We start from the raw sequence: 25,342 nt of genomic DNA, 5'->3' as shown, positions 1-25,342 counted from the left end.
TTAGCAGGCCCCTCCACCAGCCCGCGCAGCGGGTGGTGGAGGGGCCTGCCTCCTACCGCCCCGCCGCCGCGCGCAGCATCGCCACGTTGGCTTCCACCATCGCCCGCGTGGATCGCGCCGGGCGGCCGGTCAGGCGCTCCACATCGTCGGTGCAGATTTCCAGAAAGCCCTCGCGGATGGCACGGCCAAACGTGACCATGTCGTCGCTGTTCCACGGCACGCCGGCCACGGTCTGGTCGTCCACCGGGCGGCGCGGGATGCCCAGGCTATCGAACAGCGCATATTGCGCGTCGTCGTCCAGGTCCACGTAGTCCACCGGGCAGCCGGTCACTTCGGCCATGATCGCGGCCACTTCGGCAAAGGTCTGCAATTCCGGCCCGGTAATGTTGTAGATGCGGTTTTCGTGGCCGGGCGTGGTCAGCACGGCCACGGCGCTGGCGATGCAATCGTCCCGCCAGACCATCGCCTCGCGCCCCTGCCCGGCATTAGCAAACCACTTGCCGGTCTGCATCACTTGTGGCCCGGCCATCAGCAGCATGGCATCGGCATAATGCGCATCGCGCAACATGGTGAAGGCCAGGCCCGAGGCGCGGATCAGGCGCTCGGTTTCGATATGGTCGTGCCGCACTTCGGCGGGGTTGGCCGGATCGTCGATGCCGATGAAGCTGGTATAGACGATATGCCGCAACCCGGCCGCCACGGCGGCATCGATCGCGGCCTTGTGCTGGACCACGCGCGCACCCACGCGGGTGCCCGAGATCAGCAGCAACACATCACCGCCGGCCATCGCCTGGGGCAGCGTGGCAGGGTGATCGAAATCGCCCTGCCGCACCGTGCAGCCCTGGTCCGCCCGCTCGGCCAGCTTTTCCGGCTTGCGCGTGATCAGGATCAGGTCTGCCGTCCGGCCCATCGCCACCAGCGCATCGGTCACGCCCCGCCCATAGTTGCCGGAGGCGCCGGTTATGACGATGCGTGTCATGCTGCCGCGTCCAGCTGGTGTTGCGGCACCCACCAGCCGTGCACCTGCGGACGCAGCCGGGTGGGGACTTTCACCGTCGCCACCGGCCCTGCCCCCAGGTTGCCGGCGTCGATCACCCAGGCGAAATGCTCGAAATCATTTTCGCCGATCTGGTGGTCCACCATGGTCACCAGATAGCCGTCGTGTCCCGGGGTGGCGCTGGGCACGTGGACCGGCTCGTTATAGCACCAGCCCGGCTGCATCGGCAGCGCCTGGGTGACCTGCGGGGCAGCTGTGTCCATCCCGTCGAGCCGCACCAGCAGATCGAACATGCCCAGCACCGGGCCGCCCATGACCGGCGGCCCCTGCCGATCGGGATTCATCGTCAGCATCCATCCCGTCTGATAGGGGCGCCCCTGCCGCGCGGCGGGAATGATCGGAAAGTCGCCCGGCGGGCCGATCACGGTTTCGGTCACTTCGCCGGCCGGGCCATTGGGATCGACGGTCCAGCGCGTGAGCCCGCCGGTGATCTCCCAAGGCTGGAGGAACAGGCCCGCCGGCTCGCGGATGAAGGAAAACGCGTTGCTGCTCGACAGGCACTGGTCGAAATGCAGCAGGCCCGCCTCATCCTCCCAGGCGTTCATCATGTGATAGCAATAGACGCCCTTGGGGCCCTTGAACCACTTGATATCCTTCACGTCGCCATCGCGCGGCATCACGCCCAACCAGGAATCCAGGCCCTGCTGGTGATGCCAGTGCTCGCCACCCGCTTTCATCCGATCGAGATCGGCGGTGGTGGGGTAGATCGGGAACAGCGCCCAGTTCCTGGTTATCGTGAAATCATGCATCATCGCGCAATAGGGCGCGTCGAACCACTGTTCCGATTTCAGTTCGCCATCGGCGCCCACCCGCGCATAGGCGATCGTGGTCGACGCCAGGCCATCGGCCTCATAACCGTAGAAATAGAGATCGCCGCTGTCAGGATCGATCCGCACATGCGCGGTCATCGTTTCGGACTTGAGCAGGCCATCGAAATCGAACGATCCCAGCGTGTCGAGCGTGTGGGGATCGATGCGATAGGGCCGCCCGTCCTCCTTGGTCATCAACAGGCGCCCGGCGTGCCACACCGGCGTGGTGTTGGCCACGGTGCGATCCACCCCGGCCACTTCGGGATCGTCGGTAAAGGGGTTGCGGTATCGGCCAAAGCGCGCCTGGCCCGCTTCCTTTTCCGCCTTGTGCCGCGCGGTTTCGACAAAGCGGATGGCATAATCGGCGGTGCCATCGGCGTTGAAGCGCACCCGGCTGATCATGCCATCGCCCGACAGCGTGTGATCGTCGGCAAACTTGGGCGGAAAGGCCGGATCGGGCACCGCGCGAAAGAATGCGCCACGCACTTCGGGCGGCAGGGTGCCTTCCACGCGCAAGCCCTCCAGCGTGAGTTCGGTGCGCACCGGGGCGTTGAGCCCGATGAAATAGGGGGTTGGCGGATAGTCGCCCATGGCATCCTCACCTTATCAATTGTTAGGATCGTTGTACCACCGGACGCCCGCGGATCAAGGGGATTCGGCCAAGAAAAAGGCCCCCTTCCGCCGAGGGAAGGAGGCCCATTTCATCGGCGCACGGGCAATGCCTGCTCAGAAATTGCGCTTCACCGTCACCGCCCAGGTGCGCGGCAGGCCCGGCGCGCCCGCGCTGGTGCCGATCGGGCCATAGTTGGCGGTCATCGAGGTGAAGTAATACTTGTTGGTCAGGTTGCGCACTTCGGCGCTGACCGACCAGGTATCGGCATCGCTTTTCCAGGTCACGCGCGCGTTGGCCAGGAAATAGTCGTCGATGCGGTTGGTCGCCGTCTGATAGGCCAGCGGGCTGGCCGTGGCGGCGGGCACGTTGACCGCGTCGACGTTGGTGGGATCGACATAGATGTGCGATTGGTAGCTGCCATCCAGGCGCACGGTGACCAGGCCCTTGAGCACGTCGGGAATGTCATAGGACAAGCCCGCGTTCCATTTCCATTCGGGCGTGTAGGGCGGCACCATGTTCGCCGAAACCCCGGTGTTGGCGGTATCGACCGTGGTATATTTGAACTTGAGCCACGAGAGCGACCCGTCGAGCGTGAGGTGCTCGATCGGGCGGATGGTGGTTTCCACTTCGATGCCCTTCACATGGGCAGAGCCCACGTTCTTGGGCTGGAGGCAAGGCGTGGTGGGGAACCCGGCGGTGTTCGGGCAATTGAGCACCGTCAGGATGATGTTCTTGTAATCGTTGAAAAACGCCGAAACGTTGAAACGCACGCGGCGGTCGAACAAGTCAGACTTGAAGCCCGCTTCGTAAGCCGTGATCGTCTCGGGCCGGAAATCCTCCACCTGGCTGGGATAGAATGGGCGCGGGTTGACCCCACCCGAACGGTAGCCGGTCGAGACCTGGCCATAGACCATCAGCGCAGGCGAAAAGCGATAGTCGGCCGCCACACGCCAATCGAGGCGCGAGGCATCGAACGTCTTGTAGAGCCCGTTGAGCGCGGAAAGGGCGCAGTTGGGCGGCTGGTTCACGCCAAAGGGATAGCCGGTGCAGGGCTGGATCGTGCTGCCATCCGGGTTGTGGCGCACATAGCCATATTCCTTGTGGTCCCACGATTCACGCAGGCCGCCGGTCAGCGTGAAGGCCTCGAAAGGCTTCCAGCTGGCATTGGCGAACAATGCCTTGTTGGTGGCGGGCGTCGGATCGGGGCCGTGGAGGAAATCGATCCCGGCATAGTTAAGGTCGATGCGCCCGGTGAACAGGCCCTTGGCGTGGAAATAGAACCCGCCCAGCACGAAATCGAGCGTGTTGTTGAGCGCCTTGCCGGTAAGGCGCAGCTCCTGGCTCCACTGCGAATTGCTCTGCGCCTGGTTGAGCATCGAAGGCACGACCGGCGCGCTTTCGGCAAACGACCAGTCGGAATCGTAATGGCGATAGGCGGTGATCGATTTCAGCGCGAGGCTCGGCCCCAGCGTCCAGTCGATCGTGCCGGCAAAACCATAGTTGTCGAGGTTGGAATGGCGGTTGAGCGCCAGCGGCTTGTACGGCACCTGGTGATCGGGGCGCGCCGCGTCATAGAACGTGGCATAGCTGACATAGCGCTTGTCATAGCCCTTGAGCGTGTCGCAGCTGTTGCGCCCGCTGGGCACGAAGCGGCAATCGAGCGGGATCGGCGCGCCGTCGGTGCCATAGAGCCAGGCGCGGTTGGGGTCCTTGGTGACCGGCGATCCGGCGAACTGGGCAATGTTGTTGCCATAGATCAGCACCGAGGCGCCGGGCTCGTCGCGCTCGCGCGTGTAGTCGGCCGAAACGTTGACTTCCACGTTGGCATCGGGCGTCCAGCGGAAAGCCACCTTGCCGGCGGCAAAGCTGGTGCCGCCCAGCGTGCCCACTTGCGGATTGGCACCGGTCGCCATCGTCGGCACCGTGCTGCCCGGATGGGTCAGCGCATAGTCCAGGATCTTGACATAGCCATCGCGGTTCTTGCTCACGCCCGAAACGCGCATGGCCAGAGTATCGGTCAGCTTGAGATCGAAATGGCCGCGCAGGTCGACGCGGTGATAGCTGCCATAGGTCGCTTCGAACGAACCGGAATTGTCGCCCTTGGGCTTCACCCCATAGAGCTTGATCGAGCCGCCCAGCGAGTTGCGCCCGGCCAGCGTGCCCTGCGGCCCGCGCAGGACTTCCACCCGATCCAGGTCCATCAGGTCGAGCAGCGATCCGGTCAGCGTGGGCAGGTAGACATCGTCCACATACATGCCCACGCCCGGTTCCAGCGCAAAGTTCGGGTCGGACTGGCCCACGCCGCGGATGAACGCGATGATGCCGGGGCCCAGGTACTGGTTCTGCGGGGCCAGCGTCACGTTGGGCGTCTGTGCGGCCACTTCGGAAATGTTGGTCTGCCCGCGCGCCGCCAGGGCCGCGCCGTTGATGGCGGTGATCGCCAGCGGTGTATCCTGCAGCTTCTGGGTACGGAACTGGGCGGTCACCACGATTTCAGGCGTGGTGGTCGGTGTGCTTTCAGGCGCGGATTGGGCTTGGGCCGGCGCGGCGGCGAGCGAAAGCAGAACGGCTGCAGAGCACAGCAGATCGGAGCGTGAAAACGCCATTTCGGTATCCTCCCAAGGATAGCAGCCGGATGGTTCCGGTCTGGGAACCTTGGTATCACATATGCGAAACTTTCAGCAATGCGAAAAAATGGGCCGAAATGTATAATTCATAACTGTTGCACAACTGCGCCGGTTCAGGCCTCCCAGAAGGCGGTGGCGCGCATCTCGATGCTGACGCGCGGGGGCGCATCGGCCGGGCAGCCGGGCATGTCGAACGCCACGTGCGGAACGTGGGTGGCGCGGCGCGAATCGCTGTCGAATGTCTTGAACACGATCGCCTCGTCCGCCGTCAGGTCGGAAAACCAGTGCCAGCGATGCGCGGGATTGGCAGCAATCACATAGCTTTCGAACGACCATTCCGGCGCGCCGCCGGGGGGATCGAAAATCGCGTCGGCAGCGATGCAATCCTCTGCGGCCAGGCTGCGCGCATCGCACAGCGCCAGGGGCACGTCTTGCGGCGGCGCGGACAGCGCACGCCAGATATTGTATTGCGCCACGCGGGTGTGCGGCCGCCCGGCGGCCAGGCGCTGGCTCATCGTCAGGGCCGTTGCCGGTGACACGTCGATATGGGCAAAGCGCGCCGGCATCGAATTGTCGAGGCTGCCCGCCCGGCCCGACCGTTCGGAAAAACGCAGCAGGCCCGCGCCCGTCACTTCCACGCGGGAGGCGCCAGTCAGGTCCTTGATCAGCGCGGCGATTTCGGGAACGTGGACGGCCATGACCTGCGCGCGATCGGCAAAATCGGTCACGGCGCTGGGATCGCGCACCAGCTCGAAGCCTTCCACGTCAAGGCTGGTGCCGCGCCCCCGCGCATCGCGGATCGGCATGGCGACAGGGGCGATTTCGACCGCGTCCTTGTCATGGGCATTGGCGTAATAGCGCGGGCGCGCCAGGCTGCGCCCGGAATAGGCGATCAGGGCTTCCATCATCGACATCCTCTTCCTGGGCCTGTGGCTTTTGCTGCCCCATGGCCCGATACGAAAAGGCCCGCCGTGGCAGGCGGGCCTTCCCTTTTTGCAGCTTACCCGGCGGCGAGCTGTTTTTCCAGTTCGCCCAGCACGCGATAGCAATCGAGCACTTTGCCCACCGAGCTGTTGGGCTCGCGCCCTTCGCGAATCGCGGCGATGAATTCGCGGTCCTGCAACTCGATGCCGTTCATCGACACGTCGACATGGCTCACGTCGATCGGCTCTTCCTTGCCGTTCACCAGATCGTCGTAACGGGCGATATAGGTGGCGGTGTCACCGATATAGCGGAAGAACGTGCCGAGCGGGCCATCGTTGTTGAACGAGAGCGAGAGCGTGCAGATCGCGCCGCTTTCGCTCTTGAGCTGGATCGACATGTCCATGGCGATGCCCAATTCCGGGTGGATCGGCCCTTCGACGGCATTGGCCTTGACGATCTTGCCGGCCTGGTAGGCGAACAGGTCCACCGTGTGGGCGGCGTGGTGCCACAGCAGATGGTCGGTCCACGAGCGCGCTTCGCCCTTGGCGTTGATGTTCCTGCGGCGGAAGAAATAGGTCTGCACGTCCATCTGCTGGACGTTGAATTCCCCCGCCTTGATCTTGTTGTGCACATACTGGTGCGACGGGTTGAAGCGGCGGGTGTGGCCCACCATGCAGACCAGCCCGGTTTCCTTCTGCTTGGCCACCACGGCTTGCGCATCGGCCCAGCTATCGGCCAGGGGGATTTCCACCTGCACGTGCTTGCCCGCGTTCATGCAGGCAATGGCCTGCTCGGCGTGCATCTGGGTGGGCGTGCACAGGATCACGGCATCCACGTCGGGCAGGGCCAGCGCTTCTTCCAGCTCGGTGCCGGAGTGGCGGGCGCCATACTTGGCGGCAACCGCAGCGGCCTGATCGGCGCGGCGGCTGATCACCGAAACGATTTCGACGCCGTCGACATTCTTGAGACCATCAAGGTGCTTTTCGCCAAAGGCGCCGGCACCGACCAGGGCAATACGCATGGGGTAACTCCTGTAAGGCTCCCGTCCCGCTGGCGGGAGGGATTGGGAAGGGTTTGTTGACCCTTCCCGGACGCGAATTGAGGGAGCGCACCTTGCCATGCCCTCCCCCGGCCCCTCCCGCAGGCGGGAGGGGGATAAGAGTGTGCCTTGGCTTACGCCGGCACGGTTTCCTCTTCCACCGGTTCGAGCACGATGTGCCCGATCGCGGTGTTGGAGCAGGGGATGTGGTAATGCCGGTGCAGCAGGCGGGTCTTGTCACCCAGCGCGCCGCGCATGATCAGCCACATGACCATCTCGATCCCTTCCGAGCCGGTCTCGCGCAAGTATTCGATGTGCGGAATCCAGCGCGCTTCGTCGGTTTCGCCGATCAGCAGGTCGAGGAACTTGTTGTCCCACTCGCGGTTGAGCAGGCCGGCGCGCTTGCCCTGGAGCTGGTGGCTCATGCCGCCGGTGCCCCAGATCTGCACGTTGAGGTCTTCGGGGAAGCTTTCCACCGCACGCTTGATCGCTTCGCCCAGCGCCCAGCAGCGGTTGCCCGAGGGCACCGGATAAGTCACGACATTGACGGCGAGCGGGATGACCTTGGCCGGCCAGGCATCTGGCTGGCCGAACATCATCGACAGCGGCACGGTCAGCCCGTGGTCCACGTCCATCTCGTTGATGATGGTCATGTCGAATTCGTCGAGGATCAGGCTTTGCGCGATGTGCCAGGCGAGGTCGGGATGGCCTTCCACGTCGGGCACCTGGCGCGGGCCCCAGCCTTCGTCGGCCGGCTTGTAGCTTTCGCCGCAGCCGATCGCGAAGGTGGGCACAATCTTCATGTCAAAGGCCGATGCGTGGTCGTTGTAGACCAGGATGATCACATCGGGCTTCTGTTCCTGTTCCCACTGACGGGTCCATTCATATCCGGCAAAGATCGGGCCGAAATAGTCGTCGTTGGATTTGCCCTGGTCCACCGCCACGCCCAGCAGGGGCACGTGGCTGGAACCGACGCCTGCGGTAATCCGCGCCATGGTCAGTTGTCCTTCCCGGTTTCCTGTGCGCGCGCGGCGGCGGCCAGGTTTTCCTTGATCGAGCGATTGCCTTCGGGCGAGCGGCCGCCATCGAGCATCATCTGGCGATATTCGGGCCAGGTCATGTCCGTCATGGTCGAGACCGCCTCGGCAAAGGGCAGGCCATCGGACGAGAACAGCTTGGACAGGAAATAGACATTCCCGCCCATGTCGAGCAGCGTGTTGTAGTCGCGTGCCAAGAGGGCCTGCTTGGCCTCTTCGCTGATCTTCCATTCGTCCAGATAGGCGCGTTCATCCGCCTTGAACCGGGCGCGGTTTTCCGCCTTCATCAGGCTCATCGCGAACTGGTTGATGTGATAGCCCTTGCGGGCACGCGCGGCGGTATAGACGCGGGTGCCGGGGATATCGTCGAATTCGGCCAGATATTCGTGGATGTCGCGCGGCTTGCTGTCCGGCGCTCCCTTGTCGATGCTCACAGGCCTCTCTCCTTCAGCTTTTCGTCAAGGCGCGGGAACACGCGGCGGGCATTGCCTTCGAAGATCGCATGGCGCTGCGCGTCGGAGATGTTCAGCGCATCGACATAGCGCTTGGTATCGTCGAAATAGTGGCCGGTCGTCGGGTCGATGCCGCGCACGGCCCCGACCATTTCCGAGCCGAACAGGATGTTCTTGGTTTCGATCACTTCGGCCAGCAGGTTCACGCCGGGCTGGTGATAGACGCAAGTATCGAAGAACACGTTGTTCATCAGGTGCCCGTCGAGCGCCGGCTTTTTCAGCATGTCGGCCAGGCCGCGATAGCGCCCCCAGTGATAGGGCACCGCGCCGCCGCCATGCGGGATGATGAAACGCAACGTGGGGAAGCGGCTGAACAGATCGCCTTCGAGCAACTGCATGAACGCGATCGAGTCGGCCGCGATGTAATAGGCGCCGGTGGCGTGCATCGCCGGGTTGCAGCTGCCCGAAACGTGGATCATCGCCGGCACATCGAGTTCCACCATCTTTTCATAGAAGGGGAACCAGAATTCGTCCGTCAGCGGCGGATGCTTGAAATGGCCGCCGCCCGGATCGGGATTGAGATTGCAGCCGATGAAACCCAGCTCGGTCACGCAGCGCTCCAGCTCGGCAATCGAGCTGGTCATGTCGGCTTCGGGCGACTGAGGCAGCATGCACACCCCGGCGAACACGTTGGGATAGAGCGCCACGACGCGCGCGATCAGGTTGTTGCAGGCCTGGGCCCAAGGCACGGCCACGCTCTGGTCACCCACGTGCGGGGCCATGGCGCTGGCGCGGGGCGAGAAGATCGTCATGTCGGCGCCGCGTTCCTTGATCAGGCGCAGCTGGTTGGCCTCGATCGTCTCGCGGATCTCGTCATCGGAAATATCGGGATAGGGCGGTGCCGCCTCGCCCGCCTTGAACGCGGCCTTCTGCGCTTCGCGCCAGGCATCATGCGCCTTGGGCAGCACGGTGTAATGGCCGTGGCAGTCGATAATCATGGTCATTCGGCCGGTTCCTTGGTGGTCTTTGCTGGTGTTTCGAAGGCGATGGTGTGGCCGGCCTGGCTGCGCTGGCGCGCCACGGTGCCGGTGGTCATCAACGGTTCCACGCCCAGGCCGATGAGAGTCTTGGCCGACTCCTCCATCTCGGCGGCGCGGCGCAGGCCGTGCGTCGTCATCCGCTCGATGTTGTAGGCGGCGCGGGTGAACCAGCTTTCGCTCTTCTCGCTCGCATCGAGCGAGGCCAGCACTTCTTGCACCACGCCCGCCTTGGTGGCGGCAAGCATCATTTCGGCGGTCAGCGCTTCCACGCCCTTGACCATGATCGAGCGGATCATCTTGATCGCACTGGCCCGGCCCACATCGGCGCCGACCACGCGAACGTTGGTAAAGCCGACCGCGCGCAGGGCAGCCGCCGCATCATCGGCCGCAGGGCCGGATACCAGCAGCGGCACCTTGAGCCGCGCGGGGTTGACCGGGGCCAGCACCGCCACGTCGACATAGCGTGCGCCGGCCGCTTCCACTGCCAGCGCGGCCGCCCGCTTGGTATCGGGCGCCACCGAATTCATGTCGCAGAACAGGGTGCCCGGTTCGAGCACGGGGGCCACATCCCGCGCCACGGGCAGCGCGGCATCGGCAGTGACCAGGCTGAGCACCAGGCCGGCACCAGACAGCGCGCTGTCGGCCGTGGCCGCAGAGAGCACCCCGGCCTCTTCCATGGCCGCATGGCGCGCAGGATTGATGTCAAACGCCTGTGCCGACGCTTCCCAGCCAGCCGCCTTGGCAAAGGTCGATCCGGCTTCGCCGAACCCGATCAGGGCAAGTGTTCTCTCCATGGCGCACCTGTTGCAACCCTTACGCTACGCATACAAATGCAAAGAGCGCGCAAGGTATAAATTTATGCGAAGCCTTTGTCGGCCACCTCGCGCAGCAGGGCAAGGAATGCGGCCTGCGGCGCGGTGGGCCGCCACAGCGTGCGGTGCGTCATCCCGATGGTGCGCCGCACCGGCACCGGGGTGGGCCGTGCAGCCAGCAGCCCGACATCGAGTTCCACCGCCAATTGCGCCGGGCTGAGCAGCGTAAGCGCATCGGACCCCACCAGCAATTGTCGCACCGTGAGCACCGAACCGCATTCGATGCCCACGTGGGGCGGCGCCTGGCCGGTGGCAGCCTGCATCATCGCTTCCCAATAGTGCCGCAGCGGCGTGTCGCCGCCAGGCAATATCCACGGATAGTGCCGCAATGCCGCCGGATCGAGCGGCACGGCCGGATCGGCCAGCGGATGCCCCGCGCGCATGACCAAGGCGGGGCGATCCTCGAACGCAGCTTCCTGCACCAGATCGTCAAGCGCGGTGGTTTCGCGCAGGGCACCCAGCATGAAGTCGATTTCCCCGTCGCGCAGCGGGCCGACGAGTTCGGCATGGCTGCCTTCGACCACGGCCACGTCCACGCCGGGATAGCCTTGCGCAAAGCGCAGCAAGGTTTCGGGCAGCCAGCGCGCCCGCGACAGCGGCATGGCGCCGATGACCACGCGGCCCGCCGCCTTGCCCTGCCACGCCGCCACTTCGGCAAGACCGCTGCGCAATTCGGCCATGGCCAGGCCGAAGCCGCGCGCGCGGCGCGCGCCGGCCGGGGTGAGCAGCACGGTGCGCCCGCGCCGATCGATCAGCCGCTGGCCCAGCGCCACGCCCAGATCGGCCACGGCGCGGTGGAGCGAGGCCGCCGAAAGCCCGGTATCCTGCGCCGCCCCGGCATAAGAACCGGCCCGCGCCAGGGCCAGGAACGCGCGCATCTGCGTGCCCGTCACGCGCGGCGAGCCGATGTGCTCGATCGCTGCCTCGGCGCGCGGGGCCAAGAGGCGCGCCGGTTCGGTGGCGGTCATGCCGGCCGCGCCGCGTTCGAACAGCAGGCAGCCCAGGTCCGCCTCCAGCCGGGCGATCGCCTGGGTCAGCGCGGGCTGGGTCAGATTGATGGCGCGGGCCGCGCGCGTCACGCTGCCGTGGCGCACGGTGGCGGCAAAGGCCGCAAAGTGGCGGATGTTGAGCGCGGAATCGGAGCGGTTCATCCATCCAGACTTAGCATTTCCTTATGACACACGCCAAACATTGCATTTGGCGCTGCCCGCCCCCGGTTCCAAATGCAGCCATCCGTGCCGAACCGGCTCAGCTATCAAGGGAGACAAGCGCCATGTCGGGTATCGTCGTGCAGAACATCGAACGGGCCGATCCGGCCGTGATCGACGGCCTGGCCGCCTGTGGCGTCGCCACCGTTCACGAAGCGCAGGGCCGTACCGGCCTGCTCGCCAGCTATATGCGCCCGATCTATCGCGGCGCGCGCATTGCCGGCTCTGCCGTGACGATCAGCGCTCCTCCGGGCGACAACTGGATGGTCCACGTTGCCATCGAACAGCTCAAGGAAGGCGACATCCTGCTGCTCGCCCCCACCTCGCCTTGCGAAGACGGCTATTTCGGCGACCTGCTCGCCACTTCGGCCCAGGCGCGCGGCTGCCGTGGCCTGGTGATCGACGCCGGCGTGCGCGATGTGAAGGACCTGACCGAGATGCAGTTCCCGGTGTGGTCCAAGGCGATCTATGCGCAAGGGACCGTGAAGAACACGCTGGGCAGCGTCAACGTGCCGGTGGTCTGCGCCAATTGCGCGGTGAACCCGGGTGACGTGATCGTGGCCGATGACGATGGCGTGGTGGTGGTGCCGCGCGAAAAGGCCGCAGACGTGCTCAAGGCCGCGCAGGCGCGCGAAGCCAACGAAGGCGAAAAGCGCGAGAAGCTGGCCAATGGCGTGCTGGGCCTCGACATGTACAAGATGCGCGAGCGGCTGGAGAAGGAAGGCTTGAAATACGTTTGAGGCGTGGGTGCAAATGGCCCCCTCCTCTGAAGAGGAGGGGGTTGGGGGTGGTGCTGGGCCTTGAGCCAGGCTTCCACCCCCCCCGCCCCCTCCTCTTCAGAGGAGGGGGAGATAAGCTCCTCCTTCTTCGCAATTTCCCCCGCCCGAGCCCCTCCCCCGCAGCCAAGGAGCAAGACCCATGACCACCGGAATTTCCGCGCCCTGCATGTGGATGCGCGGCGGCACGTCGAAGGGCGGCTATTTCCTGAAAGACGATCTGCCCGCCGACGTGGCGACGCGCGATGCGTTCCTGCTGGGCGTGATGGGTTCGCCTGATCCGCGCCAGATCGACGGGCTGGGAGGCGCCGATCCGTTGACCAGCAAAGTGGCGGTGGTCAGCAAGTCTGCGCGCGAAGGGATCGATGTCGATTACCTGTTCCTGCAGGTCTTCGTCGACCAGGCGATCGTCACCGACGCGCAGAACTGCGGCAATATCCTGGCGGGCGTGGGCCCCTTTGCGATCGAGCGCGGCCTTGTGGCGGCGACGGGCGATGAAACGCGCGTGGCGATCTTCATGGAAAACACCGGCCAAGTGGCCGTGGCCACGGTGCAGACGCCGGGTGGCGTGCCGACTTATGCCGGCGATGCCGCGATCGATGGTGTGCCGGGCACCCATGCCCCGGTGCCGCTGGAATTCCGCGACACGGCCGGCTCCTCGTGCGGGGCGCTGCTGCCCACCGGCAACGCGGTGGACACCATCCAGGGCGTGGCGGTGACGCTGATCGACAACGGCATGCCCTGCGTGGTGATGAAAGCCGAAGACGTGGGCGTGACCGGCTATGAAGACCGCGACTGGCTGGACAATGCCACAGACCTTAAAGCGCGGATCGAGGCGATCCGGCTGGAAGTGGGCCCGCTGATGAACCTGGGCGACGTGAAGGACAAGTCCGTGCCCAAGATGATGCTGGTCGCCCCGCCGCGCAACGGCGGCGCGGTGACGGTACGCAGCTTCATCCCGCACCGTGCCCACGCCACGATCGGCGTGCTTGGTGCGGTTTCGGTGGCGACGGCCTGCCTGCTGGACGGATCTCCTGCGGCCGACGTCGCCCAAGTGAGCGATGGGCCGCGCAAGACGCTCTCGGTGGAGCACCCCACCGGCGAGATGAGCTGCGTGCTGGAAGTGGACGAGGCCGGCGCGGTCAAGACCGCCGCCCTGCTGCGCACCGCGCGCAAGCTGATGGATGGGGTGGTTTTCGGGTGACGTTGCGCTTCTTGCCCTTCGACAGGCTCAGGGCGAACGGAGCGCAAGAATTCAAATAGGATGCCGTTCGGGCTGAGCCTGTCGAAGCCCGGCTTTCAAGGACAAGACCATGACCGACCGTATCGTTTCCTGGCACGGCAATCCGTCGAAGCCGCGCTATACCCCGCCGGCCGGCGCGATCGATGCGCATTGCCATGTGTTTGGCCCGATGGCGCAATTCCCGTTCAGCGCCAAGGCCAAGTACCTGCCCGAAGATGCCGGGCCAGACATGCTGTTTGCCCTGCGCGACCATCTGGGCTTTGACAAGAACGTGATCGTGCAGGCGAGCTGCCACGGCACCGACAATGCCGCCACGCTTGATGCCATTGCCAAGTCGAACGGAAAAGCACGCGGCGTGGCCGTGGTCGATCCGGCGATTTCCGAAGCCGAGCTGGCCGCGCTGCATGACGGCGGCATCCGCGGCATCCGCTTCAATTTCCTCAAGCGCCTGGTGGACGACGCGCCCAAGGACAAGTTCCTCGACGTGGCCAAGCGCCTGCCCAAGGGCTGGCACGTGGTGATCTATTTCGAGGCGGACATCCTCGAAGAACTGCGCCCGTTCATGGACGCGATCCCCGTGCCGCTGGTAATCGACCACATGGGCCGCCCCGACGTGACCCAGGGGCCGGACGGCGCCGACATGAAGGCATTCCGCGCATTCCTCGATTCGCGGCCCGACATCTGGTTCAAGGCCACCTGCCCTGACCGGCTGGACAGCGCCGGCAGCCCGTGGAACGCCTTTGCCGATGCGGTGGCGCCGCTGGTGGCGGACTATCAGGACCGCGTGCTGTGGGGCACCGATTGGCCGCACCCCAACATGCAGGACGCCATCCCCGATGACGGGCACCTGGTCGACATGATCCCGCGCATCGCACCCACGCCGGAATTGCAACGCAAGCTGCTGATCGACAATCCGACCAGGCTTTACTGGGCGGATTGACCGCCATGCCCCGGCCCGCTCGATCGGCCCGGGGCATGCCAATTCGGCAGCATATGGGCATTGACGCGGCAGTCTGATCGGGCATCCCTGGGCATTACGTAACGCAGCGCGATGGGGCGCCTGCGCCGGGCCAAGGGGGGAAATGGGGATGCAGTCAGGCAGTGGGCAACGCGGCGATGAGGATCTCAAATACGATCCTGTCCGCGACGGGAAGGATTGGACGATAGGGGCCACGGCAGTTGCATGGGGCGTCGGCGTGGTCGTGGGCGGCGGCCGCGACGCGGATGACAGCACGCCAACGGACCCGCTTGTCGTGGATGAGACACCGGTCGATCCGCTGGCCGCGCCCTCTGCCGAACAGCCCGCAGTGCCCGAAACCGCCCATGCCACCTTGCACCTGGCCGATCTGCCGCTGGCATGGTCGTTCGACATTTGCGGGTTGGACGGTGGCGGGCTGGCGGTGGCCTGGGGCACCGATGGCAACGCGCCGGCGCAAACCGGCGATGTGCTGGTGCGCCTGCTGGATGCGACACTGGCGCCGATGGGCAACGGCCAACCGATCACGGTCAACACCGATCCGGCCTGCACCGTCTATGGTATTGGCCTTGCACCGCTGAGCAACGGTGGCTTTGCCGTGTGCTGGACTGGCTATCCCGCCGCCACGCCGGGCCGCGCCGCCCTGATGGTGCGCCGTTTCGATGCTGCCGGCGCGCCGTTGGGCACGACATACACGATCGCCAGCGAGGCCGGGCCTGTGCTTGGTGCGCTGATCCCGCTGGACGACAGCGGCGAAGGCAGTGTGGCAGTGCTGAGCGCTTTTACCGGGCAGGCCTGGATCCTCAACGCCCACAACGGCACGCTGTCCGCCCCCTTTGCCATCGATAGCGGGCACGACGGCTTTGCCCCGATCAAGGCGGCGCCGCGACCGGGCGGCTTTACCGTGCTGTTTGGCGAGCGCAGCGTGCCGACGTCTGCCACGGTGCCGAGCCGGTTGGTGGCGCGCGACTATTCCGTGCGGATCGGGCGGCAGCAGATCGCGCCCGCGGCGGTCGCCCATGATGTCAACAGCCCGCGCACCCCGGTCAACGACCTTTCCGACAGCAATTACCAACCCGACTTATGGGTGCGCGAAACCGGCGAGACGCTGGTGACGTGGATCTCCAACGGCACGGACGATGCCGCCGCCGGCCAGGTGCTGATCGCGCGGTCGGAGGCGAACGGGGCATTTTCGCAGCCCGCCTTGGCCAGCCAGGGCGCAACCACGCCCTATTCGTTCTCCTCGGCGTTGGCCGGCACCGCCGATGGGCGCTTTGCCGTCGCATGGTGCAGCCGCGACGGGGTGCGCTATCCGGTGGCGACGACCATCGCGTTCCAGCGCTTTGACAGTGCCTGGATGGCGGTGGGCGGGGTGGTTTCCTGCCTGGCAGGCGGGAAGGCGCCGCTGGTGCGCACCCTTGCCGACGGGCGGCTGGTAGTGGCCGCCGTGGTCAGCACGGGCACGTCCAATACTCTCAACGCCGCAGTGTTTGCCGCCTGACTGTGCTCTCTCCCGCACCGCGCGGGGCGGGAGAGACGCCGTTCAGAACGTATAGCCCAGCGTGAGCACGGCCGAGCGCCCCTCGCCCGGCACGGCCCAGCCATTGTTGCGGATGGAAGTGTAGTACTTCTTGTTCGTCAGGTTCTGCACGTTGACCTGCGCCGACAGGCCATTGTCGAGCTTGTAGCCCAGCGAGATGCGGTGGGTGAGGTAGGACGGCGCCTTGTACATCGTCGCACCGGTGGAGTTGGTGAGGTACCAGCTGCCCTGGTACGTCACACCATAGCCGGCTTCCAACCCGAACGGCAGGTGATAGCTGGTATAGAGGCTGCCCGACCACGCCGGCGTGTTGGTCAGCGGGTTGCCGGCCTGCACGTCGCTGGTCGGGCAAGTCACCGTGCCGCCCGTGGGCAGCGTCTGCGTGGCGCCAAGGTGGCCCTTGCAGTAGTTCGAGATCGACTGCTTGACCACGCCGTCGAGGTACATGCCGTTGGCGAAGATCGTCCAGGCCGGGGTGATCTTGCCCGAGAGGCCCAGCGACACGCCATCGACCTGGCTGCGCCCGTCGAGCACGTTGGTGGTGCCGACCAGCGGATCGTTGGCCGCCACGGGATAGTTCGTGCGTTCGTTGCGGAACACCGAGGCGGTCAGTTGCAGCTTGCCCTGCGCCAGATCGACCTTGCCGCCCAGTTCGAAGTTGGTGGCGGTTTGCGGGGCAACGTTGCAGGGATCGCCCAACAGGGTGGTGCTGGTCACGCCGCAGCCGCTGCGCACGGTGGACGAGGCCGGCGTCTTGCTGTTGCCATAGGCGACATAGAGGCTGGCATTGGCGGCCGGCTTGTAGACCAGGCCCACGCGATAGCTGAACAGATCGTCGGTGTTGTTCTGCTGGGCACCGGTGGTCACCGCGCCGCTCACCGCCACGGTATCGCTGCGATAGCGGGCGCGGTTGTTTTCCCACCGGATGCCGCCATTGACTTCGAATCCGCCGCCCAGCTTGACCGCGTCGAACGCATAGAGCGCGATGTTGCGGGTCGAGCCATGGGCAATGGCAGTGGTGATAGTGTTGATCGGGCCGGTATAGACTGCGTTGGGGTTGGCGATGCTGATCGGCGTCATCGTGGGGGTGGTGCCATCGGCATTGCGCAGGCCATTGCCGGACGTGACATCATAGTCTTCCTGCGAATAGGCCGCGCCCAGCGCCAGGGTATGTTCCAGCCCGAAGGTGGAAACCGTGGCAGAGAGATCCACCTGATCGTACCAGATCGACGTATCGGTCAGGCGGAAGGTGCCGCGCGGGCCACTGGGATAGAACGTGCCGGCCGCCTGGGTGGACGAACAAGCCGTGGCCGCGCCGGTGGAATTGGCGACCGTGCCGTTGGCAAGGCACCACGTCCCCTGCGGCGGATCGACGAAGGTATCCTGCTTGACCTTCTGATAGCGCGCCAGGTTGCGGATCGAGACCGTGTCGGAAAAGCGGTGATCGAGGATCGCGGTGGCCTGGTCGACCGTCTGTTCCTGGCGGTCATAGTTCTTGTAGCCATAGTAGCCGGCATAGCTGGCGCCCGGCAGCAGCCCGCCATAGACCGCGTAATAGGGCACGCCATACTGCGGGATGTTCTTGTCGCGCTGGTGCAGGTACATCAGGGTCAGGCTGGTATCGCCGGTCAGCCCGAATTTCACCGAAGGCGCCACGCCCCAGCGGCGGTTGTATTCGAAATCGCGGCCCGGCACATCGGCGCTGTGGCCCATGGCGTTAAGCCGCACGGCCACTTCATCGCCCAGCTTCCAGTTGCTGTCCACCGTGCCGCGCCAGTAGTTGGCGGTGCCCACGCCGCCCTGCACGGTGGTGCTGGTTTCATCCTTGGGCCGCTTGGTCACCAGGTTGATCGTGCCGCTGATCGAACCCGATCCGCCGAACACGGAATTGGCGCCATTGGTCACTTCCACCTGTTCGATGTTGAACAAGTCGCTGCGCGAATATTGCGCGCTGTCGCGCACGCCGTCGATCTGGATATCGGTGTTGGCGCTTTGCCCGCGCAAGTTGATGCTGTCGCCATAGCCGCCGCCGCCTTCGCCAGCGCCCAGGGTGATGCCCGGCAGGATCGAGAGCGCATCCTTCAGCGAAAGCAGGTTCTGCGCCTCGATCACGGCGCGGCCCACCACGGTGACGGTCTGCGGCGTGTCGAGCAATGTCCGGGTGTACTTGGGCGATTCGGCCCGCTCCACCTTGATCGGCGCATCGGCAATCGCGGTGTCCGTCACGGTCACGCCGCCCAGCACGGTCGGCTGCGTTTCCTGCGCCTGGGCAGGCATGGCTGCAAGCACGCCGATGCAACCAACGGCGAGGAACGCGGGCACGGCCGCCGAGCGTGAATTTCCGCTGCGGGCAGGCCGGCGATTGCCTGCCTTGCGAGCAGACGCGGGCTGGGTCGGGCTGGTCATGGTTGGATTTTCCCCTTTGCTCTGAACGGACTGTTGCGCCCTGGTTCGGATAGCCGCGCCTTTATTGCGACTGATTTGCATAATCAACCATGTTGCTAATGATTCGCAGTTATTTCTTTTTGATGGCGATTGGCGGGTGACAGGAACGCGCGGCCGTGTCAGGCTGAGCGCGCCATGAGCCCTGCCCCGATCCGATCCGCCACCGTGCCGTCATCCGCCCTGCGCCAGGCCAACACCGAGCTGACGCTGCACACGCCCGGCCCCGGCCTGCACGAATTCACCCGCGAGGCAGCGCAGTGGGTTGCAGAGCAAGGCATGGACAGCGGGCTGCTGACGGTGTTTTGCCGGCACACTTCTGCCTCGCTGTGCATCCAGGAAAACGCCGCGCGCGAAGTGCGCACAGACGTGCTGCGCTGGCTCGACCGCCTGGCCCCCGAAAACGCGGGCTATGCCCATGATGACGAAGGGCCCGACGACATGCCGGCCCACCTCAAGAGCATCCTGACCGGTGTAAGCCTGTCGATCCCGCTCATCGGCGGGCGCCTGGCGCTGGGCACGTGGCAGGGGCTTTATCTGTGCGAGCATCGCCGCATCGCGCACCGGCGCCACGTGGTCCTGCATCTGCTGGGTGCATGACGATGGCGACGCCCTTTTCACTGACATTCACCGCGCTGCCCGACCACATCGATGAAATGGGCCATGTGAACAACGCCGTATGGGTGCAGTGGATGGAACAGATCGCCACGCGCCATTGGGAGACTGTGGCATCCCCCGATGTTCAAGCCGCTTACATCTGGCTCGTAACCCGGCACGAGGTGGATTATCGCGGCAATATCACCGTGGGGCAAAGCGTGACGGCCACGACTTTCATTCCCGATCCACCCCAAGGTGCGCGGTTCGACAGGCGAGTGGATTTCACCAATGCCGAAGGCAAAGTGATCGTAAGCGCACGCACGACTTGGGCCTTGCTCGATAAGGACAGCGGCCGCCTTCTGCGCGTTCGGCCCGATTTAGCGGCGCTCTTTTACGCAACGCCTTGAAGTTCGACTCGCCTTATCCGCAATAACCCGTATCATTACGCCAAAATGGATGTTCCCGGTTTTGTCCTGAAGGACCATGACCATGGCGCGCATGATTATCAGGACGTTGGGCCGAGCCGCCAAATGGTCGCCAGCTGCACTTGCTTTTGCACTGGCCGCCTGCGGCGATGGCGGAGGCGTCGCCAGCAGTAACCTTCCCAACACGCCGCCCTCACCCCCGCCCAAGCCGACCAACGCCGACTTGGTCGGCAGCCTGATCAGCGAGTCGTTCGTTAACGACGCACGCACCGAGACGGCCTATATGCCGATCACCTCGGCCCGGCCCAACACGGTGACGAGCAGCCCGCTGACCATCGCGTACAACGCGTCGACCCAGGCCTACACCGTTACCACCCAGGGCCGCACGCAGGACTTTGGGCCCGCGCAAAAGGACGCGACGCTCACCAACGCAGATGCCACAGTTTACAAGCGCACTGACGGCACGCTGACGGAAACGCTGTCGCTGTCAAAGAATAGCTCCAGTCCAGGCACGCCGGACGCCCCACGCTTCCGTTATGTCGGGGCTGGCCTGTGGCAGCGCACGCAGACCGATGCGTCCAACAGCACCACGACCATGGACTATTTCACTTATGGCGTACCCACGCCCGCATCGGCGATGCCAAATTCGGGCACGGCCACCTTTGCGGTGCGCGTCGATGGTGAGGCAGGCTATAGCAAGTATATTCTGGTATTGCAGGGTAGCGGACGATTCTCGGTCGATTTCGCCAGTGGCAAGCTCTCCGGCAGCGGCAAGATCGACGGCTATGTCGATGGCCGCATTACGCTCAGCAACCTCGCCTGGTCCTCGCAGGCAAGCCTTGCGGCGGGCGGCACCACATTCTCCGGCAGCTTCAAGACCGGGGACCGGCAGGGCGGGCTCAGCGGCCGGTTCTACGGCCCAAATCACGAGGAGTTGGGCGCCGTCTGGGACAGCAAGCTGCTCGACAATGTGGTGGCGAGCGGCACGATCCTGGGGCGCGACACAGCGACCATGCCATCCAACACGAGCCTTGCGGACCTGTTGATCAACGAGGATCTGGGCGGCCTGGCAAGGTCTGTGCAGTATTCGAAAAGCGCAGCCACCAACACTTACGTGGCGCTGAATCTGAACCGGGTGGATGGCGATACACTGGACATCGACTATTCCGAGACACAGCACGCGCTCGTGCTCGGTGGCGAAAGGACCGGACTTAACGGCCTCCGGGGACCGCTCACCTCCGCCATCAAGGACAACGCCGCCAGCGATGCCACCTACGATGTCTACAGCGCCCGCGACCTGACCAGCCAGAACCGCGACGGCACGTTTCGCATATCGCGGCCCGGCCCCGGCAACCAGCTGATCGCGCTGACTTATACCGGGTTCGGCAACTACGAATCGGCAGAAGTAAAGCCCAGCGCCAGTTCCCCGCAATATGTCGATACGGCCTTTGGATTCGGGCTGTCTACGCCCGCATCGGCCATGCCGCGCACCGGCAGTGCCAATTATACCGGGATCATCGTGGGCTATTCCGGCCTGCCTTCCGGTGGTGCCATGCGCCCCTATGCCATCAGTGGCGATGTGCAGATGGCCTATGATTTCGGTGGTGCCAAGCTGGCGGGCACGCTCAACCCGGTGGCGACCGACCGCGATACGGGCACCGCTTATGCCTTGGGCGCCTATACGTTCAGCGGCCAGGGTGATGCAGGCAAATCCACCTTTGCCGGTACGTTCGACAAAGTGCTCAACGTGCCGGGGACGGGCAACACCAACGGCGCCGTCACCGGGCAATTCACCGGTCCGCATGCCGAGGAATTCTACGCCTCGTGGCATGCCGGCATGATAGATCCCAAGGGCGGCAGCAATATCGATATGGGCGGTGTGATCGTGGGCAAGCAGAGTAACTGACGCGCTGCCTTTCCTGGCCAGGCAATCGTCGCTAAGGCGCGGCCATGACCACCGATCTTGCCCTGGCCCGTCTTGGCCGCCTGGTTGCCGCCAGCCATTCCTGGGAAACCGCCCGCACGTTCAAGGCTTATGTGCCGAGCGAAGATGACAAGGCCGTGATGGCCGCGCGCGCGCAGGACGTGCTCAAGGTCATGGCCGGCAAGGACGTGACCGCGCCAATGCTCAATGCCGCCTATGCCGTGCATCTGGCGCGGGCCCTGCCGGCACCCATCGTGGTGGCCGAAGGGGTGTTGAGCGTGGCCGGCACGCCGGTTGCCGAAGACCATGGCTGGGTCATGATCGGCCCATGGCTGGCCGACATGGCGCTGTTCTCGCGCGCCTATGCCCCCGATGCCCCGCCGCGCCTGGCCGCCCACGTGCTGCGCGCGTTCGGCCCGAACAAGGGCCTGTTCTGCGAAGCCTGGCGCCGCACCCCGCGCCTGGGGCTGGGCTATGAACCCCGTCGCGTGCTGGCCGAGGCGGACGTGACCGCGCTGGTGGGCGAGGCGACCGAGGTCTTGCGCGGGGTGGCTTAAGCCCCCTCCACCATCCGCTTCGTGGGCGGTCCCCCTCCCCGTCGTGCGGAGGGGGCAGGCCCTCGGCCTGACGGAGGGGCTAGACGCCCGTCTTCACAGCGGATTGCCATCCTTGTCGCGATAGATCTCGCGCCGGCCCACATGGTTGGCCGGGCCCACCAGGCCATCCTGCTCCATCCGCTCGATCCATTTCGACGCGGTGTTGTAGCCCACGCCCATCTGGCGCTGGATCCAGCTGGCCGAGGCTTTCTGGCTTTCGAACACGAGCTGGCAGACCTGGCGATACTTGCGATCTTCCGGATTGTCGGAGGTATCGAGTTCGTCGAAGCCGAACGAGCCTTCCTCGGGCTCTTCGGTGACCGAATCGACGTATTCCGGCTTGCCCTGGCCGCGCCAGTGATCAGCCACGCGCTCCACTTCCTCGTCGCTGACGAAGGGCCCGTGGACGCGCTTGATCGGGTCGGTGTTGGGCTTGTAGAGCATGTCGCCCTTGCCCAGCAGCTGTTCGGCGCCCTGTTCGCCCAGGATCGTGCGGCTGTCGATCCGGCTGGTCACGGCAAAGGAAATGCGCGTGGGCAGGTTGGCCTTGATCACGCCGGTGATGACGTCCACCGACGGGCGCTGCGTGGCCATGATCAGGTGGATGCCGGCCGCGCGGCTCTTTTGCGAGAGGCGCTGGATCAGCACTTCCACTTCCTTGCCCACCGTCACCATGAGGTCGGCCAACTCGTCGACGATCACCACGATCTGGGGCAGGACCTGGTATTCGAGCTGCTGTTCCTCGAACAGTTCCTCACCCGTTTCGGGATCGAAGCCCACCTGGATGCGGCGGCCGAGCGGCTTGCCCTTGGCCTGCGCGGCGCGCACCTTTTCGTTGAAGCCCGACAGGTTGCGCACGCCGATCGAGGACATCTGGCGATAGCGCCGCTCCATTTCCTCCACCGCCCATTTGAGCGCGCGCACCGCCTTGGCCGGCTCGGTCACCACGGGCGAAAGCAAGTGGGGAATATCGTCGTAAGACTTCAATTCCAGCACCTTGGGATCGACCAGGATCATGCGGCACTGCGCCGGGGTGAGCCGGTAGAGCAGCGAAAGCAGGATGCAGTTGAGGCCCACCGACTTGCCCGAACCGGTGGTGCCGGCCACCAGCAAGTGGGGCATGGTCGCAAGGTCTGCCACGATCGGTTCGCCGGCGATGTCCTTGCCCAGGATGATCGGCAAGAGGCCCTTGGCGTTGACGAACTTGTCGCAGGCAACCAGTTCGCGGAACGAGACCATGTCGCGGATCTGGTTGGGCAATTCGATGCCCATCACGGTGCGCCCGGGAATGGCCGAGACGCGCGCGGAAACCGCGCTCATGTTGCGGGCGATATCGTCGGCCAGGCCGATCACGCGGCTGGCCTTGATGCCCGGTGCCGGTTCCAGTTCGTACATCGTCACGACCGGGCCGGTGCGCACGGCGGTGACTTCACCCTTCACGTTGAAATCATCGAGCACGTTTTCGAGCAGGCGCGCGTTGCGCTCCAGCGCCAGCTTGTCGATCTTGGGCTGGGCGCTGGCGGGAATTTCCTCGAGAATGTCGATCGAGGGCAGCGCGAACTTGTCGAACAGGTCGCTTTGCCGGGCCTGCGCCTTGGCGGCGGGCGCGGGCGTGCGCTGTGGATCGCTGATTTCGGTGGGGCGGCGCGGCGCGGCGGCATCTGCCGGAATGACGGGCGCGCGCGTGTCGAACGGCGGCTCGTCGTCATCGGCCTCGTCGTCATCGGCCAGCAGCGCTTCGCCGGGGGCGGCCGCCTTGGCCTTGGGCGCGCGGCGCTGGCGGGTGGGGGCAGGGTCGGCAGCGCCATCTTCACGCTGGCCCCGGCGCAGGAACGCGGGGACCGACAGCAGCCGCGCCCAATTGAGCGCAAAGACCCGGCCGGTGAGGAACAGGCCACCGCCCAGTGCCAGCAGGGCCAGCGCCAGGATGATCCAGCCCTGCGCCACCGGCACCAAGCCAGCCAGCGCACGCACGCCGGCCGCCCCCAAGAGGCCGGAAACGCCACCAAAACCCGCCGGCAGGCTGCCACCCGGCCCGGTGAAAGCCAGCGCCAGCGCGGTGCCCGACAGCATCATGGCGAGCGCGAGGCCGATCGCCAGGCGCCACCACGACGGATCGGGAAGCGCTTCTTCCTCTTCCTCGTCCACGTCGATCAGATCGCCGGCGGCGTCCCACAGGCGGCGGGCAAACACGAACAGCAGCGGTACGAGCAAACCGCCAGGCAGGCCGAACAGCACCAGCACCCGCTCTGCCGCCCAGGCGCCGGGCAGGCCCATCCAGTTGTCCACCGGGCTGCCCGAGGCGGTGCTGCCCGAAGGATCGGTCTGGGTATAGCTGGCCAGCGCGAGCGCCAAAAACACCATGGCGCCAAACAGCGTGGCCCCGCCGATCAGTTCGAAACTGCGCCGGAAGCTGCGCCGCAGGACGGCGCGCCAATTGGGGCTGCCGCGGCCAACGCCGTTGTTCAACCGGTTGGGCGCGTTGGAACGGTTGGGGGTGAGTGCCCGCGAAGCCATGATGCTGTGTATTCCCTTCTGGCCCCATCATCGCCCCAACCGCCGGGCCGGTCAAGAATCCGCCGTGAAAACCCCCGGATTACCGCGATTTTTGCGACAGGCCGTCGATCGCTGCCCAACCGGCCACGCGCCCGCGAGCCGGCAGGCGCCGCGCCGCGCCGCGGGTCATCCCGCCCAGCGCCAACACCGGCAGCGGGCTTTGCCGCGCCAGCAGCAGGAACCGCACCATGCCCAGCACCGGGGCGCCAGGATGGCTGCGCGTGGGCAGCACGGGCGACAGCAGCACGGCATGGGCCCGCGCCCGCGCAGCCTGCCCAATCTCGGCCAGGGAATGGGCCGTGGCCAGGCGCATGCCCCGTTCCCGCCCCAGCGTGGCCGGCGCGCCATAACGACCCTGGGCACCCCCGCCGCACGGCAGGCCGGCCGCGATCAGCAGGACGCCATGCGCCAGCGCCAGGCGGCGCAGCTTGGCCCAGCGGCGGCGGCGTTCTGCCGGTGCCAGGTGATAGTGGCGGAATACCAAGGCACTCCCCGCGGGCAGCCGCGCCAGCGCACGCGCCAGCACCGCATCGTTGCGCGCATCGCTGAGCAGGACCAATCGCGGCACGGGGTAGCGCTTTGCCATGAC

21 protein-coding genes are annotated in these 25,342 nt (G+C 65.5%); 8 read left to right on the top strand and 13 right to left on the bottom strand.

Features of this window, described 5'->3' with window-relative positions; genetic code table 11:
- Positions 1-52: 52 nt before the first annotated feature.
- The 10 genes from FHW94_RS14135 to FHW94_RS14090 all read right to left on the bottom strand — a co-directional run bounded on the left by FHW94_RS14135 (position 53) and on the right by FHW94_RS14090 (position 11,621).
- Positions 53-979: an SDR family oxidoreductase gene (locus FHW94_RS14135; protein ID WP_168556458.1), complete on the bottom strand. Its 927-nt coding sequence runs from the start codon at positions 977-979 to the stop codon at positions 53-55.
- Positions 976-2,457: a carotenoid oxygenase family protein gene (locus FHW94_RS14130; protein WP_168556457.1), complete on the bottom strand. Its 1,482-nt coding sequence runs from the start codon at positions 2,455-2,457 to the stop codon at positions 976-978. The genes FHW94_RS14135 and FHW94_RS14130 overlap by 4 nt, the downstream gene beginning before the upstream one ends.
- A 135-nt stretch (positions 2,458-2,592) precedes the next feature.
- A complete protein-coding gene (locus FHW94_RS14125; RefSeq protein ID WP_168556456.1) occupies positions 2,593-5,085 on the bottom strand; it encodes a TonB-dependent receptor in 2,493 nt (830 codons plus the stop codon).
- Positions 5,086-5,219: 134 nt separating this feature from the next.
- Positions 5,220-6,014, bottom strand: coding sequence for a CmcJ/NvfI family oxidoreductase (locus tag FHW94_RS14120; RefSeq protein ID WP_246866132.1), 795 nt, complete (start codon positions 6,012-6,014; stop codon positions 5,220-5,222).
- Between the two features lie 92 nt (positions 6,015-6,106).
- Entirely contained in the window at positions 6,107-7,051 is a 945-nt protein-coding gene (locus FHW94_RS14115) for a Gfo/Idh/MocA family oxidoreductase (protein WP_168556455.1), read from the bottom strand.
- Between the two features lie 152 nt (positions 7,052-7,203).
- On the bottom strand, positions 7,204-8,064 hold the full coding sequence (locus tag FHW94_RS14110) for a class III extradiol dioxygenase subunit beta (RefSeq protein WP_168556454.1): 861 nt from the start codon (positions 8,062-8,064) through the stop codon (positions 7,204-7,206).
- A 2-nt stretch (positions 8,065-8,066) separates the two neighbouring features.
- Positions 8,067-8,540, bottom strand: coding sequence for a protocatechuate 4,5-dioxygenase subunit alpha (gene ligA / locus FHW94_RS14105; RefSeq protein ID WP_248290584.1), 474 nt, complete (start codon positions 8,538-8,540; stop codon positions 8,067-8,069).
- Complete coding sequence (locus FHW94_RS14100; protein WP_168556453.1) at positions 8,537-9,562, bottom strand: amidohydrolase family protein; 1,026 nt, start codon at positions 9,560-9,562, stop codon at positions 8,537-8,539. The genes ligA and FHW94_RS14100 overlap by 4 nt, the downstream gene beginning before the upstream one ends.
- A complete protein-coding gene (locus FHW94_RS14095; protein WP_168556452.1) occupies positions 9,559-10,392 on the bottom strand; it encodes an NAD(P)-dependent oxidoreductase in 834 nt (277 codons plus the stop codon). Before FHW94_RS14095 ends, FHW94_RS14100 begins: the two co-directional genes overlap by 4 nt.
- A gap of 62 nt (positions 10,393-10,454) precedes the next feature.
- Positions 10,455-11,621 carry a LysR family transcriptional regulator gene (locus FHW94_RS14090; protein WP_168556451.1) on the bottom strand — a complete coding sequence of 389 codons (1,167 nt, stop codon included), beginning with the start codon at positions 11,619-11,621 and terminating at the stop codon, positions 10,455-10,457.
- A 122-nt stretch (positions 11,622-11,743) separates the two neighbouring features.
- Here FHW94_RS14090 and ligK point away from each other — a divergent pair, with 122 nt between their 5' ends.
- The 4 genes from ligK to FHW94_RS14070 all read left to right on the top strand — a co-directional run bounded on the left by ligK (position 11,744) and on the right by FHW94_RS14070 (position 16,174).
- Complete coding sequence (gene ligK / locus FHW94_RS14085; RefSeq protein WP_168556450.1) at positions 11,744-12,418, top strand: 4-carboxy-4-hydroxy-2-oxoadipate aldolase/oxaloacetate decarboxylase; 675 nt, start codon at positions 11,744-11,746, stop codon at positions 12,416-12,418.
- Positions 12,419-12,596: 178 nt separating this feature from the next.
- Positions 12,597-13,658: a 4-oxalomesaconate tautomerase gene (locus FHW94_RS14080; protein ID WP_168556449.1), complete on the top strand. Its 1,062-nt coding sequence runs from the start codon at positions 12,597-12,599 to the stop codon at positions 13,656-13,658.
- Between the two features lie 109 nt (positions 13,659-13,767).
- The gene (locus tag FHW94_RS14075) at positions 13,768-14,637 is read left to right on the top strand and encodes an amidohydrolase family protein (protein WP_168556448.1); all 870 of its coding nucleotides are present in this window, start codon (positions 13,768-13,770) and stop codon (positions 14,635-14,637) included.
- 148 nt (positions 14,638-14,785) lie between these two features.
- Positions 14,786-16,174 (top strand): hypothetical protein, encoded by a 1,389-nt coding sequence (locus tag FHW94_RS14070; RefSeq protein WP_210425664.1) that lies wholly within the window; start codon positions 14,786-14,788, stop codon positions 16,172-16,174.
- 42 nt (positions 16,175-16,216) lie between these two features.
- Here the strand turns inward: FHW94_RS14070 and FHW94_RS14065 are convergent, their stop codons facing one another.
- Positions 16,217-18,490 (bottom strand): TonB-dependent receptor, encoded by a 2,274-nt coding sequence (locus FHW94_RS14065; RefSeq protein WP_246866156.1) that lies wholly within the window; start codon positions 18,488-18,490, stop codon positions 16,217-16,219.
- Positions 18,491-18,838: 348 nt separating this feature from the next.
- Here FHW94_RS14065 and FHW94_RS14060 point away from each other — a divergent pair, with 348 nt between their 5' ends.
- The 4 genes from FHW94_RS14060 (at position 18,839) to FHW94_RS14045 (ending at position 22,158) form a co-directional block, all read left to right on the top strand.
- Positions 18,839-19,255 carry a secondary thiamine-phosphate synthase enzyme YjbQ gene (locus FHW94_RS14060; protein ID WP_168556573.1) on the top strand — a complete coding sequence of 139 codons (417 nt, stop codon included), beginning with the start codon at positions 18,839-18,841 and terminating at the stop codon, positions 19,253-19,255.
- Positions 19,256-19,257: 2 nt separating this feature from the next.
- The gene (locus FHW94_RS14055) at positions 19,258-19,659 is read left to right on the top strand and encodes an acyl-CoA thioesterase (protein WP_168556572.1); all 402 of its coding nucleotides are present in this window, start codon (positions 19,258-19,260) and stop codon (positions 19,657-19,659) included.
- Between the two features lie 82 nt (positions 19,660-19,741).
- On the top strand, positions 19,742-21,583 hold the full coding sequence (locus tag FHW94_RS14050; RefSeq protein WP_168556445.1) for a transferrin-binding protein-like solute binding protein: 1,842 nt from the start codon (positions 19,742-19,744) through the stop codon (positions 21,581-21,583).
- A gap of 44 nt (positions 21,584-21,627) precedes the next feature.
- Positions 21,628-22,158: a hypothetical protein gene (locus FHW94_RS14045; protein ID WP_168556444.1), complete on the top strand. Its 531-nt coding sequence runs from the start codon at positions 21,628-21,630 to the stop codon at positions 22,156-22,158.
- A 93-nt stretch (positions 22,159-22,251) separates the two neighbouring features.
- On the opposite strand, the gene FHW94_RS14040 is transcribed toward FHW94_RS14045, so the two are convergent.
- Together FHW94_RS14040 and FHW94_RS14035 are read right to left on the bottom strand one after the other, a co-directional pair.
- Positions 22,252-24,714, bottom strand: a complete 2,463-nt coding sequence (locus FHW94_RS14040) for a DNA translocase FtsK 4TM domain-containing protein (protein WP_168556443.1) — start codon at positions 24,712-24,714, stop codon at positions 22,252-22,254.
- Positions 24,715-24,793: 79 nt separating this feature from the next.
- Entirely contained in the window at positions 24,794-25,339 is a 546-nt protein-coding gene (locus FHW94_RS14035) for a thiamine phosphate synthase (protein ID WP_168556442.1), read from the bottom strand.
- Positions 25,340-25,342 lie beyond the last annotated feature (3 nt).

The sequence above is a fragment of the Novosphingobium sp. SG720 genome (genome assembly GCF_012275365.1).
GTDB lineage: Bacteria > Pseudomonadota > Alphaproteobacteria > Sphingomonadales > Sphingomonadaceae > Novosphingobium > Novosphingobium rhizosphaerae.
The sequence above is the reverse complement of the archived record's forward strand: the minus strand, read 5'-3'. Positions and strand labels throughout refer to the sequence as shown.

Excerpts from the sequence above, each read along its gene's own strand:
- FHW94_RS14095 (WP_168556452.1), bottom strand. The coding sequence starts at position 10,392 with ATGGAGAGAACACTTGCCCTGATCGGGTTCGGCGAAGCCGGATCGACC.
- FHW94_RS14100 (WP_168556453.1), bottom strand. The coding sequence starts at position 9,562 with ATGACCATGATTATCGACTGCCACGGCCATTACACCGTGCTGCCCAAG.
- FHW94_RS14110 (WP_168556454.1), bottom strand. The coding sequence starts at position 8,064 with ATGGCGCGGATTACCGCAGGCGTCGGTTCCAGCCACGTGCCCCTGCTG.
- FHW94_RS14125 (WP_168556456.1), bottom strand. The coding sequence starts at position 5,085 with ATGGCGTTTTCACGCTCCGATCTGCTGTGCTCTGCAGCCGTTCTGCTT.
- FHW94_RS14045 (WP_168556444.1), top strand. The coding sequence starts at position 21,628 with ATGACCACCGATCTTGCCCTGGCCCGTCTTGGCCGCCTGGTTGCCGCC.
- FHW94_RS14070 (WP_210425664.1), top strand. The coding sequence starts at position 14,786 with ATGCAGTCAGGCAGTGGGCAACGCGGCGATGAGGATCTCAAATACGAT.
- FHW94_RS14115 (WP_168556455.1), bottom strand. The coding sequence starts at position 7,051 with ATGCGTATTGCCCTGGTCGGTGCCGGCGCCTTTGGCGAAAAGCACCTT.
- FHW94_RS14135 (WP_168556458.1), bottom strand. The coding sequence starts at position 979 with ATGACACGCATCGTCATAACCGGCGCCTCCGGCAACTATGGGCGGGGC.
- ligK (WP_168556450.1), top strand. The coding sequence starts at position 11,744 with ATGTCGGGTATCGTCGTGCAGAACATCGAACGGGCCGATCCGGCCGTG.
- FHW94_RS14050 (WP_168556445.1), top strand. The coding sequence starts at position 19,742 with ATGGCGCGCATGATTATCAGGACGTTGGGCCGAGCCGCCAAATGGTCG.
- FHW94_RS14130 (WP_168556457.1), bottom strand. The coding sequence starts at position 2,457 with ATGGGCGACTATCCGCCAACCCCCTATTTCATCGGGCTCAACGCCCCG.
- FHW94_RS14065 (WP_246866156.1), bottom strand. The coding sequence starts at position 18,490 with ATGCCTGCCCAGGCGCAGGAAACGCAGCCGACCGTGCTGGGCGGCGTG.
- FHW94_RS14040 (WP_168556443.1), bottom strand. The coding sequence starts at position 24,714 with ATGGCTTCGCGGGCACTCACCCCCAACCGTTCCAACGCGCCCAACCGG.
- FHW94_RS14035 (WP_168556442.1), bottom strand. The coding sequence starts at position 25,339 with ATGGCAAAGCGCTACCCCGTGCCGCGATTGGTCCTGCTCAGCGATGCG.
- FHW94_RS14080 (WP_168556449.1), top strand. The coding sequence starts at position 12,597 with ATGACCACCGGAATTTCCGCGCCCTGCATGTGGATGCGCGGCGGCACG.
- FHW94_RS14090 (WP_168556451.1), bottom strand. The coding sequence starts at position 11,621 with ATGAACCGCTCCGATTCCGCGCTCAACATCCGCCACTTTGCGGCCTTT.
- FHW94_RS14055 (WP_168556572.1), top strand. The coding sequence starts at position 19,258 with ATGGCGACGCCCTTTTCACTGACATTCACCGCGCTGCCCGACCACATC.
- FHW94_RS14120 (WP_246866132.1), bottom strand. The coding sequence starts at position 6,014 with ATGATGGAAGCCCTGATCGCCTATTCCGGGCGCAGCCTGGCGCGCCCG.
- FHW94_RS14075 (WP_168556448.1), top strand. The coding sequence starts at position 13,768 with ATGACCGACCGTATCGTTTCCTGGCACGGCAATCCGTCGAAGCCGCGC.